This is a genomic window from Bacillus sp. JK74 (genome assembly GCF_053663395.1).
In genome coordinates this window covers 861,240-876,318 of record NZ_JBSJQB010000002.1, presented here as the reverse complement: position 1 = coordinate 876,318, position 15,079 = coordinate 861,240, and the positions used below count along the sequence as shown (strand labels likewise).

The window sequence follows — 15,079 nt, the reverse complement described above, 5'->3', positions numbered from 1 at the left end:
ACCCTGCCGAACATACATATTTTATTGAAATAAAATATTCTGACATCCGAACCGATATATAACTATAGAAAAAAACAAAAGGAGAGTTTCAATGAGAAAAATGGCGATATTTGCGGCTGTACTGCTGCTTGCGCTCAGCACGGCGGGATGTGCCGGCAAATCCGAGGGGGCGGCGGCCGAAAAAACGAAAACAATCGGCATCATGCTGACAGACAACGGCCTCGGCGACCAATCATTTAATGATTCAGGCTTTCAAGGATTGATGAAAGCAAGAGACGAGCTCGGCATCACATTTGATTACAGAGAAATAAAAGACACCGGTACGTACGAAAAAGGACTGACCCAGCTTGTCCGGGAAGGCAATGATCTTGTTGTGGGGCTCGGTTACAGCATGCAGGCGGATTTAGAAAAGGTCGCCAAAAAATATCCGAAGCAGCGGTTTGTGCTGATTGATTCTGTATCAGGACTGGATAATGTCACCTCCGTCACGTTTAAAGAGGATGAAGGAAGCTTCTTAGCCGGAGCGCTGGCGGCTATGACGAGCAAAACCGGCACGATCGGATTTATCGGCGGTTCAGATGCCGACGTCATTAAACGGTTTAAGAAAGGCTATCTGAAAGGCGCGGAATCAGTCAAACCGAACATCCGCGTGCTGTCGGAAATCAGCGGTACGTTTGATGATGATAAGCTCGGGAAGCGCATCGCCCAAAACATGATCCGAAAAAAAGCCGATGTCCTGTTTACGGCGGCCGGCTTCACGGGTGTCGGCGCACTGAAAGAAGCGGAGGCGCGAAAAGTATACGCCATCGGTGTTGACAGCGATCAATATTACACCGCCGAGCACGCCGTTATCTCTTCTTTAGTGAAAAACGTCGACCATGTCATCTATGAATTGGCGAAAGATTTAAAAGACAACAAGGAGATCAAAAGCGGTGAGATCGTTTATGGACTGAAGGAAAACGGCATGGACTTAGCCAAGATCAGAGTTGTCAAAAACGCAGGCGGGCTGACGAAAAAGATCACGGATATGAAAAACAGTCTGATTGAAAAAGGAGGCGATCTGAAGTGACATTACGGACAAGGCTGCTCGTTAACGCAGCCGTTACGATGATTTGCTTCGCCGCCGTCATCGGCTTTACCATCGTAAACATGATGAAGATTCAGGCTTCAAATGAAGATGAAGTGGACGCGCTGTTAAACGTCCAGGAAGCAAAAGCCGACCTTAATACGTTAAAAGAAAGCATCACCGGCTATTCCTATACGCTCGCAGACGCCCAGAAAGAAGATGTACGAAGCTATATGAAAAGCAGCTCAGACAAACTGGCGGCGCTCAAAAAAACGATGAGGGACGATGCGGACAAAGCCGCTTATGACAAACTCGCCAAAAAATACGAATCATGGCAGGCGGAGGCGGACGCTGCCCTTGATTCGAAAAGCCCGGCTGAAGCGACAAGGACGGCGGCCCGCATCAACGGTCTCCTGAATGATATTTATATGCTGAATCTGAAAAGCCGGGATCACTATGAAGACATGCAGAAGCAGACGGCTGACCAGATTCAGTTTATCGTTTACAGCGCAGCCGTGCTGACCATCGTGATACTTGCCGTCACCGTCATATCTTCCATCAGGCTGACGAAGAGAATTGCAGGGCCGATCCGCCGCATGGCTGAAAATGCCCGCCGTATTGCAGGAGGGAACCTTGCTGTTGAAATGCTTGATTATAAAGGGAAGGACGAACTGAAAGAGCTGAATGACTCATTCGGAATGATGGCTGAACAGCTCCGCACCTTAATTCAGGCGATCGGAGAGGTCGGCCGTGAAGTCGAGACTTTTGCGGAAGGTTTGACGAAGGAAAACCAGACGCTGAAGGACATGACCGAGCAGGTGTCCGTATCGACGGAAGAAATGGCGCAAGGCTCCCAAACCATTTCAGAAGATCTGCAGCATGCGGTGCAATTCATTGAACAAATGGATGAACATTCAAAGGCGAACGCCGAACGTTCAAAACAAACGACGAGAAGCAGCGAAGAGACGATTGCTGCGGTGGCTGCGGGGCGAGGTGCTTTAGCCGAGACCAAGCAAGCCATTGATAAAAGCAATGAGACATCAAAAGAGATTTCCGAAGCCGCCGATCTCTTCATAGAGCATGCGGCAGGCATCAGTATGATGGCGCAGACCGTTTCCGACATTGCGGGCCAGACCAATCTGCTGTCATTAAACGCCGCAATCGAGGCGGCCAGAGCAGGCGAGGCCGGAAAAGGATTTGCCGTCGTTGCCGAGGAGATACGGAAGCTCGCAGACGGATCAGCCAAAGCGACCGCGCAGATTTTCGATATGGTAAAGCAAATTGAAGACGGCATCACATCTATTACCGGAGCTGTCACGACCGGCGTCGCTTTAGCGGACAGACAGCAGGAGCTGATGGAGAAAACGTCAGAATCATTCGCCCATATTGAACAAAAAGCCGCCCATATTAAGGCGGAGCTTACTCAATTGGACGGACGGATCATCGAATCGAAACAGCTTGGTGAGCAAGTGCTGCATCATGCCGAAAGCATCAGCGCCGTCGTTCAGGAAACGGCTGCAGGAAGCGAAGAGATTTCTGCCTCCGCGCTTGAGCAGCTGTCTTCTTTTCATAAAATGGCGGAAAGCGTCAATAATCTGGTGAGCCTGACAGAGCGGTTAAACGATCAGGTCCGCCGGTTTACTTTGTAACGGACATCCGTGCGCAAAAAACAGCCCTCTTTCTTCTAAGACAAGAGGGCTGTTTTGCTTTTACAGATGGTCCGGTTTTTTGGAATTCTGGTTTTTTCCCGCCTGCCGGTTTTTTTCGGCAAGCCGGTTCTTTTTCTGATTTACGGCGTTATTGTCCAACGGTTTTTTGTCATCATCTTTCATGCGGCAAAGCCTCCCTTCTGTCCGTTAGGATGCCCGCCCGCATTAAAATTATGGTTTCAGGAAAAAAATCGCGAGCGTGCCCGGCCCCGAGTGGGCGCCGATCGCAGAGCCGATTGAATGAAGAATGATCTCTTTCGGATGGAACGCTTCTTCAATCATTTCCTTCATCCCAATCGCCGTCTCTTCATTATCTGCATAGCTGATTCCCACGGTTTGATCCGCCCAATCGCCGCCTTCTTCCTTCATCATTTCTATAATCCGTTTAAACAGTTTCTTCTGTCCGCGCAATTTTTCGAGCGGCACGAGCCTGCCGTCATCCACATGCAGAATCGGTTTGATGTTCAAAAGCCCCCCGACAAAAGCGGACGTTTTTGAAATTCTGCCGCCCCGCGCGAGATAGGCGACGTCATCGACCGTAAATATATGTTTCATCCGTGCGCAAAAGTTCTTTACAGACGTTTCGATTTCTTGTATTGTATTCCCGTTAACACAGAGTGTTTGCGCGTGCATCACCGCGAGGCCGCAGCCCAGTGAAGCGCAATTGGAATCTACAATCCGTAAATCAAAATCGGGAAATTCCTCTTTTACTTCATTGGCGATCATTACGGCCGTCTGATAGGTGCCGGAAAGACCTGAGGAAAAGGCGATGTATATCGCCGGTTCTCCCAGTTCCGCGTATTGTAAAAATACTTTTTTTATCGTATCCGGTGATGCCTGGGATGTTTTCGGAACTTTCCCGTCCCGCATCGCTTGAAAGATATGATCCGCCTGAATGGTGACCGCGTCCTCATATTCGTTTCCGTCAAGTGTTACGTGCAGCGGAATGAACCCGATCCGGTTTTCTTCAATATAAGATTTCGGCAGGTCAGAGGCGCTGTCAGCAATAAGGTGAACTGTCATCATAATTCCCTTCTTTCCGGTTGGTGAGAGTATGCCAACTATATCATATAAATTTGGCAAAATAGTGTTCAAAACTTTATTTTAAGGGAAAAGCTAATAATGAAAATGAGCGGAGGAGCAAGCCATGGTACTAGAACAAGTAAAAAAATTAGCAATCGTCGTCATCGGCGCGTTTCTGTATGCGGCGGGACTGAATTTATTCCTGATACCGGCGAATGTATATGCCAGCGGTTTTACCGGTGTCGCCCAGCTGCTGTCAAGCGTCGTTGATCAATACGCCCCCTTTTATATTTCGACAGGAGTTCTCATGTTCCTCTTAAACATTCCCATCGGTGTGTTAGGGTGGCTGAAAGTCGGCAGATCATTCACCGTATACAGCATATTAAGCGTAGCGCTGACGTCCGTCTTTATGGGGATTCTCCCGGAAATGAGACTGTCACACGATATTCTTCTGAATACCGTATTCGGAGGAGTCATCTCAGCTATCGGCATCGGTTTAACGCTGAAATTCGGCGCTTCGACAGGCGGTCTTGATATCGTGTCGATGGTGCTGGCCAAATGGAAGGATAAACCGGTCGGCACATATTTCTTCATTTTGAACGGGATTATCATTTTGACGGCAGGATTATTGCAAGGATGGGAGAAAGCATTATATACCCTTGTTGCTCTGTATGTCACAACAAGGGTGATTGACGCCATTCACACCCGCCACATGAAACTGACCGCCATGATCGTTACAAAAAAAGCTGATGAAATCAAAGAAGCGATTTACGGGAAAATGGTCCGAGGCATTACGACGGTGCCGGCAAAAGGCGCTTACACAAACGAACAGAAAGAAATGATGATCATCGTCATCACGCGGTACGAATTGTATGACCTTGAGAAAATCGTAAAAGAAGTCGACCCGAAAGCCTTCACTAACATCGTGCAAACGACGGGGATCTTTGGTTTCTTCAGAAAAGACTGATAGGAGCGGATAGAATGAAGTGGCTGTTTGGCCTGTTATTACCGGTCATTTTATTGATCGGATGCAGCAGTCAATCCGGGCAGAAGGAGCCCGCTGAGGAGGTATCCGGAGAGATGAATGAACAGCAAGCGGAATTAGCCGTAAATCCTGTGCAGACAGATCAGCAGATCGAATTTCAAATGTCTTTAAAAAACAAAAGCGAAAGCCCGATCGATTTCACATTCAGCTCAGGGCAGAAATTCGAACTGACCGTACATGACCAACATCACAAAGAACTGTACCGCTATTCAAAAGACAAAATGTTTACCCAGGCGTTTCAGACCGTGACCTTAATGCCGAATGAAACGTATGACTTTTCAGATGTGTGGAAGAACGTGCCCGGTCCGGGAACATACACGGTGACGGTGACGTTTTTAGGGAAGTCCGATCAGATCGGAAAAAGACTGAAAACGGTAAAAACATTTGAAGTAAAATAAAAAAGCGGCGCCCTCATCTCAAACGGGGCGCCTTTTTTTATTGCAATTTCTCCAGCTGATCCTGAAATTGGTGCAGCTGCTGACGTTCTGCATCCGTCGAATTGGCGTACGCGGAAGACACGGCATTTTTGGCGCGTGAGACAGCTTTTTCCTGGTCGCCGTCCTCGAAACCGTTAGCAATCATGACGGCCTGCTGGACAAATGACTTGGCTTGAGAAAACAGTTCGTTTCTCATTAAAAGTCAACCTGCCTTTCAGCCGAATCTTTTGCTGCATCATGCTGTGCTTCCTCTAATGTAGACCGATATGGAAATCTTGCGTCATGAAGACTGACAGAGTCCTTGCCTTGCTGAATAAACCGTTTTGATTTGTTTCGTTTACCCATTGCAATGTCCCCCTTCCATATTTAGACGAGATGAGTCGTCTGTTTTAGTATGGGCGGAAGGCTTTGTGTTATGAGCGGGAAAACCTCACAGGGAGAAATAGGATTTTAAAAAATCGGCGATTCCGTCCGCTTCATTTGAACCCGTGACGCGATCGGCGGCCTGTTTGACTTCATCCGTGCCGTTTCCCATCGCTACGCCGCACCCGGCAAATCGAAGCATTTCAAGATCGTTGTCTTCGTCGCCGAACGCGATGATCCGTTCTCTCGGCACTTGGTAATAGTCGCTGATTTTCTTCAGGCCGACCGCTTTATTCATCCCGTGTTTAATAATTTCAATCACATGCCAAGGAGCCGCCCATCTTCTGTGGTCAATGACCTCGGCGTGCACATCGGATAAATGCGCGCGTATGTCCGCGACGTCCTCTTCCTTCGCGTGAATCAATACGGACGTCACATCCTCTTGGACCGTTTCGCGCAGATCGCCGAATGTGACATTCGCCGTATTCATATGAAACGCCTCAATTAAATGCTCATCATGATAATGGAAGTAAACATCATCAATGATCTCAGCGAGCACATTATGTATTTGGTAGGTCTCTGTAAGTTCGGCAAGCTGTCTGACCACATCGACAGATAAAGACGTGTGGTATCGTCCCCATGACTCGTCTTTCGGGTGGTGGACAAACGCTCCGTTAAAATTGACAATCGGCGTTGTCAGCTCAAGCTCGTCATAATACATCGAACTGGAACGGAAAGGGCGGCCGGTTGAGATGCAGACATGATGGCCCGCTTCTTTCAGCGTCTGAATCGTCCGTGCCGTTTCAGGGGAAATGGTTTTATCATCTTTTAATAAGGTTCCATCCAGATCTAAGGCGATGAGGTAAGGTTTTGTCTCCATAAATAACTCCTTTTGTCATATAATTTGCTGTTTTTCTCTTATGTACAGTGTAGCTTTTTACCATCTTTATTGTCTACATGTTACACTTATGATTATGGTTATCCTAAGGAGGGAGTCAACGTGATTCTTATTGATCATCAAACCGTATCAGGCATTCCGTTTTTACATATTGTAAAAGAAGAAAATCGGGACCGTCCCGCTCCCCTTGTTTTCTTTATTCACGGTTTTACAAGCGCGAAGGAGCATAATCTTCATTTCGCTTACCTGCTTGCTGAAAAGGGTTTCAGAGCCGTGCTGCCGGAAGCTCTTTACCACGGTGAACGCGCTGAACGGCTGTCAGCAGAAGAGCTCGCTGTCCATTTTTGGGACATTGTCTTAAATGAAATCGAAGAGCTTGACGTGCTGAAAAAGGATTTTGAAGCGCGCGGTCTGATTGAAGACGGGCGGATCGGTCTTGCGGGGACGTCAATGGGCGGAATTACGACATTCGGCGCGATGGCTGCGTATGATTGGGTCAAAGCCGGCGTCAGTCTGATGGGAAGTCCGAACTATACGGCATTTTTTCAGCAGCAGATTGACCATATTCAAAAGCAGGACATCGACATTGACGTCACAAAAGAACAGGTCGATGAACTGTTTGCGCGGCTCAAACCGTTCGATCTCAGTCTGGAACCGGAAAAACTCCGCAGCCGCCCGCTGCTGTTCTGGCACGGCGTTCAAGACAAAGTCGTTCCGTATGCACCGACCCGCGGCTTTTATGAAACGATTAAACCTCATTACAGCAGCCGGCCCGACCATCTTCAGTTTCTGAAAGACGAACGGGCTGATCATAAAGTCCCGAGATATGCCGTTTTAGAAACCGTCGCCTGGTTCGATAAGCATTTATAAAGCACAAAGGTGTTAACAAAACCCGCTTTTACGTTATACTGAGGAAAAAGGAGTGATGGAACGTGGAAGAAGCATTAAAAGAAAACATCATGGGCGCCTTGGAGCAGGTTGTTGACCCTGAGCTCGGCGTCGATATCGTCAATCTCGGCCTTGTATACGATGTTGATATGGATGACGACGGCCTCACGCACGTTACGATGACACTGACATCAATGGGGTGCCCGCTCGCTCCGATCATCGTCGACGAGGTGAAAAAAGCGCTCGCCGACATTCCGGATGTAAAAGAGACGGAAGTCCACATCGTCTGGAATCCGCCGTGGACAAGAGACAAAATGTCACGCTACGCAAAAATCGCATTAGGGATTCAGTAATAAGAAAATGCACCCCGGATTTTAGGTACATCCTAAAATCCGAGGTGCTTTTCTTTTGTCTGCATATAAGCGACAGTGAGGGCTTGTTTTGGATCGCAAACGAACCCTTATATATAAAATTTCATATGAGGTTTATCTTTTTTGTAATAGGACAGTCTGTCCTGGAGTGTACCTGTGTGGAATTCAAACTTATGTCCATCGGGATCAGTAAAATAAATTGACTTTTGATCTTGCTTATCTCTAGGACGCCCATTTAATATATTTACATTTAGATTTTTTAACCTTTGAAGTATTGCATCAAAATCTTTTGGGTCAATTGTAAAGGCCGTATGCGTATAGGATTTATGTATTTCATTTCTTGGTATATCCGCCTCTAAGTTAAGTGCAAGCCAAAGCCCGTTCAGATCAAAATATGCTGTCTTTTGTCCTTTAACCAGGAGTTGTGCATGAAATACTTTCTCATAAAATTCTATAGATTTTTCCAAATCTGAAACAGAAAAAAGAAGATGATTGATCCCTTTTATGTTCATTTCCCCCACCTCATTTAACATCTTTGTTTTAAACAATCCCTTTGGTAATACATCTGCATATATATCGATTATATACTGACTAAAAAATCATTTTTAGGGATTTCTGTGTATTTTTTATGCCCGGTGTTTTCCGGATGACCGTTTCGAACTGTACTAAACATGATTCTGCCGGGCGCCGTTTTGTCTGCTTTGTCGCTGCAGACCGGCGTGCGGAAAGAAGGGCGAGTCACTAAAAAACCCGAGTTTCCCGCCATTCGGGGGTTTTTGCGGTATCGGGTTAAAAAGGAAAAAAACGGACGTGAGGCATGATATAATAGACCGGCTGCATGCGAGGGAGGAACCCATGAAGAAAAAATTACTTCTCATTATCCTTAGCATTCTTGTTTATATGGCGCTGTTCGCTGTTTCCGCCTTTCACAAAGAGCCGGAGCGGCAGGCAGGGACAATGACGGATGTCAGCCGTCTCATGCCCGTGAAAATTAAGCAGACGGTCAAAGGAAAAGAGAAAGAAACATTGGTCGAAACGATTAAGGAAGCAAAGAGAAAGCATTTGAAGATCTCAATCGCAGGCGCCCAGCACTCAATGGGCGGCCAGACGTATTATGAAGACGGTATCGTTCTCGACATGACGGGCTACAACAAAATACTCGGTCTCGACCGAAAGAAAAAAATCATCAGAGTGCAGGCGGGAGCGACGTGGAATGATATTCAGCGCTATGTCAATCCGTACGGGCTCGCGGTAAAAGTCATGCAATCGCAAAACATTTTTACGATCGGGGGCTCACTGAGCGCCAACGCCCACGGCCGGGATATCCGGTACGGTTCGCTGATTGATACGGTCAAATCGTTTCATCTTTTAAAGGCGGACGGCAAAGTCATCACCGTTACTCCGAAAGATGACCTGTTTTCAGCCGTCATCGGCGGCTACGGCCTGTTCGGCGTCATCCTTGACGCGGATATTGAGCTGACGGATGATGAGCTTTATGAAATGAAAACGAAACGCATGAACGCTGATACATACAGTCAATATTTTACGCAGCATGTTCAGCGCAACCCCGCCGTGCGCATGCATCTCGCGCGGATCGCAACAGGGGATAAAGGCTTTTTGCACGATATGTATGTGACTGATTACACACTCTCAGACAACCAGAAAGAATTAAAGCGGCACAATGAACTGAAAGAAGACGAGCATCCGGCGCTGACGAAATTCGCGCTCGGCCTCTCCCGCCGGTATGACTGGGGAAGAAATTGGTTCTGGTCCACCCAGCAGTCTTATTTTCTCAGCCAAAACGGCGTGAAAGTCTCCAGGAACAATGTCATGCGGTCAGAATCGAAGTTTTTGGAATATGAAAACACGGACAACACCGACGTGCTTCAAGAATACTTCGTGCCCGTCGGCGAATTTGCGCCGTACATTCATGATTTACGCAAGACGCTGTCACATGAAGATCTCAATCTCGTAAATATTACGATCCGCTACGTGCAAAAAAATGAAAAAGCCGATCTGTCATACGCAAAGGAAGACATGTTTTCACTCGTTCTTTTAATCAATGAAGGGTTTTCAAAAGACAGCCAGGCGAGTACGGCGCGGATCGTCAGAAAAATGACGGATACGGCATTGCGCCACCGCGGCAGTTATTATCTGCCGTATATGCTGTATCAAACGAAAGAGCAGATGCGCGAGGCATATCCGAAAAGCGATATGTTCTTTCAGAAAAAACACAAATATGACCCGGATGACTTGTTTATGAATTATTTTTATCAGAGGTACAAATCATGAAACACAACCATTTAAAATGGCTGATCCTGTCTCAGAGCAGTGTCTTTTTTGCCGGCAGCCTGATCTTTCCGTTTTATATTTTATTTATTAAAAACATCGGTTCCAGCTACACGCAATTCGGTCTATCATACGGCTTGTTCGGCCTGAGCGGCGCATTGATTCATCCGCTGCTCGGCCGGCTGTCGGCGAGACTGGACCCCCGCTGGTTCCTGATGGCGAATTCGTGGGGCATGGCGGTGCTTCTTCTGACGCTCCCGCATATTACCGGCGTGCACCAGGTTTATGTTGTGCAGGTGCTTTTAGGTCTGTTCGGCGCCATGCAAAAACACGGCGAGAAAATCATGATCGCCGATTACACCGACGGCGGGGAGCGGGGGAAAAAAGTCGGCAGCTATCATTTCTGGACGGCCGTATTTTCCGCTGCCGCCATTATTCTCGGCGGGTTTCTCGCTGATTTCTTTACGGTTTATATTATTTTTTACGCCAGCTCCGTGCTGTTTTTTATAAGCGGGCTGATGATGCTGAAAAAAACAGGCTGATCCGATCAGCCTGTTTTTCTTATGAACCCCCCTCGATCGAGAGGGGGTTTTTTGTCAGTGAAAACAGATGGAAAATGAATGAAAAAATATTAAATATACAATTGAATTAATTTTTATTCATGTTATAATGTTAAATAATTTCACAAAAACCAAGAAGGTGAACCCGTTGAAAATAGGTATTATAGGCGCAACTGGTTATGGAGGCGCCGAACTTGTCAGGATTCTTAACCATCACCCTTATGCAGAAGATTGTATATTATATTCATCGAGCGACGAAGGAAAAGAATATGCCGCTTCATATCCGCATTTGAGGAATATAGCGTCACAATCACTTCAGCCGCTTCATATAGAAACGATTCGAAACGAAATTGATGTCATGTTTATAGCCGCGCCGCCCGGCGTTTCCGGAGAGTGGTCGCCCAAGCTGGCGGAGGCGGGCATCCCGGTCATTGATCTATCCGGTGATCTGCGGATTCAAAACCCGGCCGTGTATGAAAAGTGGTATAAGCGGAAGGCCGCGCCGAAAGGAACGCTTCAAAGCGCGGTTTACGGTTTAGCCGAACTGCAAAAAGAAGAGATTCAGACTGCTAAGCTGATTGCCAATCCGGGATGTTTTCCGACGGCTGTGCTGCTCGGGCTCGCCCCGCTGGCGAAAAATAAGCTTTTACAAGATTCATTTCTGATTGTTGATGCGAAAACAGGCGTATCCGGTGCCGGCCGAAAAGCATCCATGGGCACTCATTATTCTGAGCTGAATGATAATTTCAAAATTTATAAGGTTAATGAGCATCAGCATACTCCGGAAATTGAACAGCAATTGGCGGCATGGCAGCCCGGCACAGGTCCGATCACGTTTTCCGCTCATTTGGCGCCGATGACAAGGGGCATTATGGCGACGATGTATACCGACGCCCCTCCGGGTATGTCTGCTGCACAGGTAAGAGAATTGTATTCCGAATTCTACAAAGATTCATATTTTGTCAGAATCAGGCCGGAAGGTGAATTTCCGGCGACGAAAGAGGTATACGGCAGCAATTTTTGTGATATCAGTGTCACCGTGGATGAGAGAACAAACCGTGCCACCATCGTTTCTGTCATAGATAATCTGATGAAAGGCGCCGCAGGGCAGGCGGTTCAAAATTTAAATATCATGAATGGCTGGCAGGAAGAAACGGGACTTACGATGACGCCAGTCTATCCATAGAACGAAAGAGGGATTCGAAAATATGATTCAGCTGAGTGAGGAAATCACGAAAGTAAAAGGCGGCGTATCTTCGCCGAAAGGGTTTGAGGCAAAGGGCGTGCACTGCGGTCTGCGCTATTCAAAAAAAGATCTCGGAGCGATTATCAGCGAAGCGCCTGCAGTCAGTGCGGCGGTATATACGCAGAGCCATTTTCAGGCAGCGCCCTTGAAAGTGACGCAAGAGAGCTTAAAAAAAGAGGCCGTGCTTCAGGCGGTTATTGTCAACAGCGCGATTGCCAACGCCTGTACGGGAGACCAAGGATTAAAGGACGCCTATGAAATGCGGGACGGCTTCGCGAGCCAGCTCGGCATTGAGCCGGAGCTTGTTGCGGTTTCGTCAACCGGGGTGATCGGCGAGCTTTTAGATATGAAAAAAATTCAGGCGGGCATTGAACAGCTCGGTCAAGCGCCGTCAGTGTCCGGAGCATTTGAAGAAGCCATTTTGACGACGGATACAGTGACGAAACAGACGTGTTATGAACTGGTGATCGGCGGAGACATCATCACGATCGGCGGAGCGGCGAAAGGCTCCGGCATGATCCACCCCAACATGGCGACAATGCTCGGCTTTGTCACAACGGACGCGGCCGTGGAAGAACAGGCGCTCAAAAACGCGCTCAGAGAGATTACGGATGTTTCATTTAACCAAATCACCGTTGACGGTGAAACATCGACGAATGACATGGTGCTTGTGATGGCGAACGGCTGCGCGGGGAATGATTGCCTGGCGGAGGATCACCCTGACTGGCCGGCTTTTAAAAAGGGATTAAAGCTTGTATGCGAAGACCTTGCCAAAGATATTGCCAGAGACGGTGAAGGAGCGACGAAATTAATTGAAGCCAGAGTCGAAGGCGCGAAAAATAACCTTGAGGCGAATATTATCGCAAAAAAAATCGTCGGCTCAAGCCTTGTGAAGACCGCCGTTTACGGCACAGACGCCAATTGGGGGCGCATCATCGGCGCAATCGGGCACAGTGCGGCAAGCGTAACGGCCGAACAAGTGGAAGTTTTCCTCGGCGGTCAGTGTCTGTTTAAAAACAACGAACCTCAGCCATTTTCGGAAACTGATGCCAAGGAGTACTTATCAGGTGATGAAATTACGATTGCAGTCCGCCTGCAGGAAGGCTCCGGCAGCGGCCGGGCATGGGGCTGTGACTTAACCTATGATTATATCAAAATCAATGCGAGCTATCGCACATAACAAAGGGGAGCGGCATGAAGAAAACCATCGTTTTTAAGTGCGGCGGCAGTGTAATCCGCGAGTTATCCGCCGATTTTTTTCAAAATGTAAAAGAGCTTATGCAATCGGGCTGGAACCTTGCCGTCGTGCATGGAGGAGGCCCGGACATTTCAAGAATGCTGAAAACATTGCAGATTGAAACGGAATTTGTCGATGGACAGCGGAAAACGACCAAACCGGTGCTGGAAACAGCGGAAATGGTCTTGTCAGGGACGATCAATAAATTTTTCGTAACCGAACTCGCGAAAAACGGGCTGAAAGCCGCGGGAATATCAGGAAAGGACGGCGGTCTCCTTCAAGCATCTTACCTTAACCAAGACAAATATGGAGAAGTTGGCGAAATACAAAAAACCGATCCGTCAATCATCCACGCATTAATGAAAGAAGGCATCATCCCCGTTATTGCTCCGCTTTCCATGACAAGTGATTTCGAAACGCTGAACGTCAATGCAGACGCCGCAGCATCGGCCGTCGCTTCAGCCTTACACGCCGATAAACTTTTATTTGTCACGGATGTCGAAGGAATTATGGACGGAGAGAACAGGCTGGATACTTTGTCGCCGCAAGAAATTCAGGCTCTCATCGATGACGGCGTGATTTCAGGGGGGATGATTCCGAAGGTAAACTCGGCATTATCGGCACTGAGTGAAGATGTCGAGGAAGTGATGATCGTAAACGGAAAAGGAGCGTTTTTCACCAATCAAGCCTTCCGAGGAACAAAAATCGTCAAAGAAAAGGAGAGCGTGTCATGAGCAGCCTATTTCAAACCTACAGCCGCTGGCCTATCGATATTAAAAAAGCGAAAGGGACAATCGCAGAGGATGAAAACGGAAAAACGTATCTCGATTTTATTCAGGGCATCGCCGTTTCCAATCTCGGCCATTGTCATGATGCGGTGACAGAAGCGGTGAAAGAACAGCTTGACAGCGTATGGCACGTTTCCAATCTGTTTGAAAATGATCTTCAGGAAAAAGCCGCGGCAAAGCTTGCCGGACATAGCGAGGGGGATCTCGTTTTCTTCTGCAACAGCGGAGCCGAAGCGAATGAAGGCGCCATTAAGCTTGCCCGCAAAGCAACGGGAAAGACAAAAATCGTAACATTCCATCAATCCTTTCACGGACGGACCTATGCGGGGATGGCCGCCACCGGACAAGACAAAATCAAGACCGGTTTCGGACCGATGCTTCAAGGCTTTCACTATCTTCCGTTCAATGATCCGTCGGCATTCAGCACGCTTTCAAAAGAGGATGATATCGCCGCCGTCATGCTTGAGACGGTGCAGGGAGAAGGGGGAGTCAATCCCGCCGATCGGGAATTCATCGAAGCCTTACAGACATTTTGCAAAGACAAACAGGCGCTGCTTATCGCAGACGAGATTCAAACCGGAATCGGCCGGACGGGCAAGGCATTCGGCTATGAGCATTTCGGCATTTCCCCGGACATTATCACTGCTGCGAAAGGGCTTGGAAACGGTTTTCCCGTCGGAGCCGTGATCGGCAAAAAGAAGCTTGGCGACGCCTTTACGCCGGGTACGCATGGTACGACTTTCGGCGGCAATAAGCTCGCCATGGCAGCTGTGAAAGCAACTTTGGACATTGTGTTTCAGCCGGACTTTCTCCAGGCGGCGGCAGACAAAGGCTCTTTTTTAAAAGCGCAGCTGAACCGTGAACTGACAGGGCCTTTTGTAAAAGAAATCCGCGGAAAAGGGTTATTAATCGGCATTGAATGCGCAGGTCCCGTGTCCGGCATCATCGGAGATCTGCAGGAACGCGGGCTTCTCGTGCTTCCGGCCGGACCGAATGTCATCAGGCTGCTCCCGCCGCTTACGGTTTCTGAAGAAGAAATGCTGTCGGCCGTCAGTATGCTGAAAGCAGCGATCGAAGCGCATTCGGCAGTGAAACGGTAATTTTTTTCGATATAAAGGTATAAAAATTCATATTTTTAATTAATTATTCATCAAGAGGT

General features: G+C 47.9%; 18 protein-coding genes. 12 read left to right on the top strand and 6 right to left on the bottom strand.

The annotated features are described in order from the left end of the window. Nucleotides 1-91: 91 nt before the first annotated feature. Nucleotides 92-1,069 carry a BMP family lipoprotein gene (locus ACWJJ5_RS08885; protein ID WP_182068774.1) on the top strand — a complete coding sequence of 326 codons (978 nt, stop codon included), beginning with the start codon at nt 92-94 and terminating at the stop codon, nt 1,067-1,069. Then, the gene (locus tag ACWJJ5_RS08880; protein ID WP_060675034.1) at nt 1,066-2,715 is read left to right on the top strand and encodes a methyl-accepting chemotaxis protein; all 1,650 of its coding nucleotides are present in this window, start codon (nt 1,066-1,068) and stop codon (nt 2,713-2,715) included. The genes ACWJJ5_RS08885 and ACWJJ5_RS08880 overlap by 4 nt, the downstream gene beginning before the upstream one ends. Nucleotides 2,716-2,775: 60 nt before the next feature. Here the strand turns inward: ACWJJ5_RS08880 and ACWJJ5_RS08875 are convergent, their stop codons facing one another. Together ACWJJ5_RS08875 and ACWJJ5_RS08870 are read right to left on the bottom strand one after the other, a co-directional pair. Further along, nucleotides 2,776-2,898, bottom strand: coding sequence for a hypothetical protein (locus tag ACWJJ5_RS08875; RefSeq protein WP_003155105.1), 123 nt, complete (start codon nt 2,896-2,898; stop codon nt 2,776-2,778). A gap of 48 nt (nt 2,899-2,946) precedes the next feature. Next, the gene (locus ACWJJ5_RS08870; RefSeq protein WP_173612773.1) at nt 2,947-3,798 is read right to left on the bottom strand and encodes a DegV family protein; all 852 of its coding nucleotides are present in this window, start codon (nt 3,796-3,798) and stop codon (nt 2,947-2,949) included. 124 nt (nt 3,799-3,922) lie between these two features. Between ACWJJ5_RS08870 and ACWJJ5_RS08865 the strand changes: the two genes are divergently transcribed. Beyond that, nucleotides 3,923-4,765 (top strand): YitT family protein, encoded by an 843-nt coding sequence (locus ACWJJ5_RS08865; protein WP_003155101.1) that lies wholly within the window; start codon nt 3,923-3,925, stop codon nt 4,763-4,765. 14 nt (nt 4,766-4,779) lie between these two features. After that, a complete protein-coding gene (locus tag ACWJJ5_RS08860) occupies nt 4,780-5,241 on the top strand; it encodes a BsuPI-related putative proteinase inhibitor (RefSeq protein WP_003155099.1) in 462 nt (153 codons plus the stop codon). Nucleotides 5,242-5,278: 37 nt separating this feature from the next. Here the strand turns inward: ACWJJ5_RS08860 and ACWJJ5_RS08855 are convergent, their stop codons facing one another. The 3 genes from ACWJJ5_RS08855 to ACWJJ5_RS08845 all read right to left on the bottom strand — a co-directional run bounded on the left by ACWJJ5_RS08855 (nt 5,279) and on the right by ACWJJ5_RS08845 (nt 6,523). Continuing rightward, the gene (locus ACWJJ5_RS08855) at nt 5,279-5,476 is read right to left on the bottom strand and encodes a DUF3813 domain-containing protein (protein ID WP_003155097.1); all 198 of its coding nucleotides are present in this window, start codon (nt 5,474-5,476) and stop codon (nt 5,279-5,281) included. Next, nucleotides 5,476-5,625, bottom strand: a complete 150-nt coding sequence (locus ACWJJ5_RS08850; protein WP_003155094.1) for a hypothetical protein — start codon at nt 5,623-5,625, stop codon at nt 5,476-5,478. The genes ACWJJ5_RS08855 and ACWJJ5_RS08850 overlap by 1 nt, the downstream gene beginning before the upstream one ends. 85 nt (nt 5,626-5,710) lie before the next feature. Continuing rightward, nucleotides 5,711-6,523, bottom strand: coding sequence for a Cof-type HAD-IIB family hydrolase (locus ACWJJ5_RS08845; protein WP_077722045.1), 813 nt, complete (start codon nt 6,521-6,523; stop codon nt 5,711-5,713). Nucleotides 6,524-6,643: 120 nt separating this feature from the next. Here ACWJJ5_RS08845 and ACWJJ5_RS08840 point away from each other — a divergent pair, with 120 nt between their 5' ends. Beyond that, nucleotides 6,644-7,411 carry a prolyl oligopeptidase family serine peptidase gene (locus tag ACWJJ5_RS08840; protein ID WP_077722046.1) on the top strand — a complete coding sequence of 256 codons (768 nt, stop codon included), beginning with the start codon at nt 6,644-6,646 and terminating at the stop codon, nt 7,409-7,411. A 62-nt stretch (nt 7,412-7,473) separates the two neighbouring features. Further along, nucleotides 7,474-7,782, top strand: coding sequence for a metal-sulfur cluster assembly factor (locus ACWJJ5_RS08835; protein ID WP_003155088.1), 309 nt, complete (start codon nt 7,474-7,476; stop codon nt 7,780-7,782). A 107-nt stretch (nt 7,783-7,889) separates the two neighbouring features. Here ACWJJ5_RS08835 and fosM read toward each other — a convergent pair whose 3' ends face one another. Next, nucleotides 7,890-8,312, bottom strand: coding sequence for a FosM family fosfomycin resistance protein (fosM, locus tag ACWJJ5_RS08830; RefSeq protein ID WP_003155086.1), 423 nt, complete (start codon nt 8,310-8,312; stop codon nt 7,890-7,892). A 343-nt stretch (nt 8,313-8,655) separates the two neighbouring features. Here fosM and ACWJJ5_RS08825 point away from each other — a divergent pair, with 343 nt between their 5' ends. The 6 genes from ACWJJ5_RS08825 (at nt 8,656) to ACWJJ5_RS08800 (ending at nt 15,020) form a co-directional block, all read left to right on the top strand. Next, nucleotides 8,656-10,092 carry an FAD-binding oxidoreductase gene (locus tag ACWJJ5_RS08825; protein ID WP_070081613.1) on the top strand — a complete coding sequence of 479 codons (1,437 nt, stop codon included), beginning with the start codon at nt 8,656-8,658 and terminating at the stop codon, nt 10,090-10,092. Then, a complete protein-coding gene (locus tag ACWJJ5_RS08820) occupies nt 10,089-10,631 on the top strand; it encodes an MFS transporter (RefSeq protein ID WP_003155082.1) in 543 nt (180 codons plus the stop codon). Before ACWJJ5_RS08825 ends, ACWJJ5_RS08820 begins: the two co-directional genes overlap by 4 nt. A gap of 166 nt (nt 10,632-10,797) precedes the next feature. After that, nucleotides 10,798-11,835, top strand: coding sequence for an N-acetyl-gamma-glutamyl-phosphate reductase (gene argC / locus ACWJJ5_RS08815; protein ID WP_146276493.1), 1,038 nt, complete (start codon nt 10,798-10,800; stop codon nt 11,833-11,835). Nucleotides 11,836-11,857: 22 nt separating this feature from the next. Further along, a complete protein-coding gene (gene argJ / locus ACWJJ5_RS08810; protein WP_416406233.1) occupies nt 11,858-13,075 on the top strand; it encodes a bifunctional ornithine acetyltransferase/N-acetylglutamate synthase in 1,218 nt (405 codons plus the stop codon). 14 nt (nt 13,076-13,089) lie between these two features. Next, nucleotides 13,090-13,866, top strand: coding sequence for an acetylglutamate kinase (gene argB, locus ACWJJ5_RS08805; protein ID WP_454022352.1), 777 nt, complete (start codon nt 13,090-13,092; stop codon nt 13,864-13,866). Beyond that, nucleotides 13,863-15,020 carry an acetylornithine transaminase gene (locus tag ACWJJ5_RS08800; protein ID WP_070081616.1) on the top strand — a complete coding sequence of 386 codons (1,158 nt, stop codon included), beginning with the start codon at nt 13,863-13,865 and terminating at the stop codon, nt 15,018-15,020. The genes argB and ACWJJ5_RS08800 overlap by 4 nt, the downstream gene beginning before the upstream one ends. Nucleotides 15,021-15,079 lie beyond the last annotated feature (59 nt).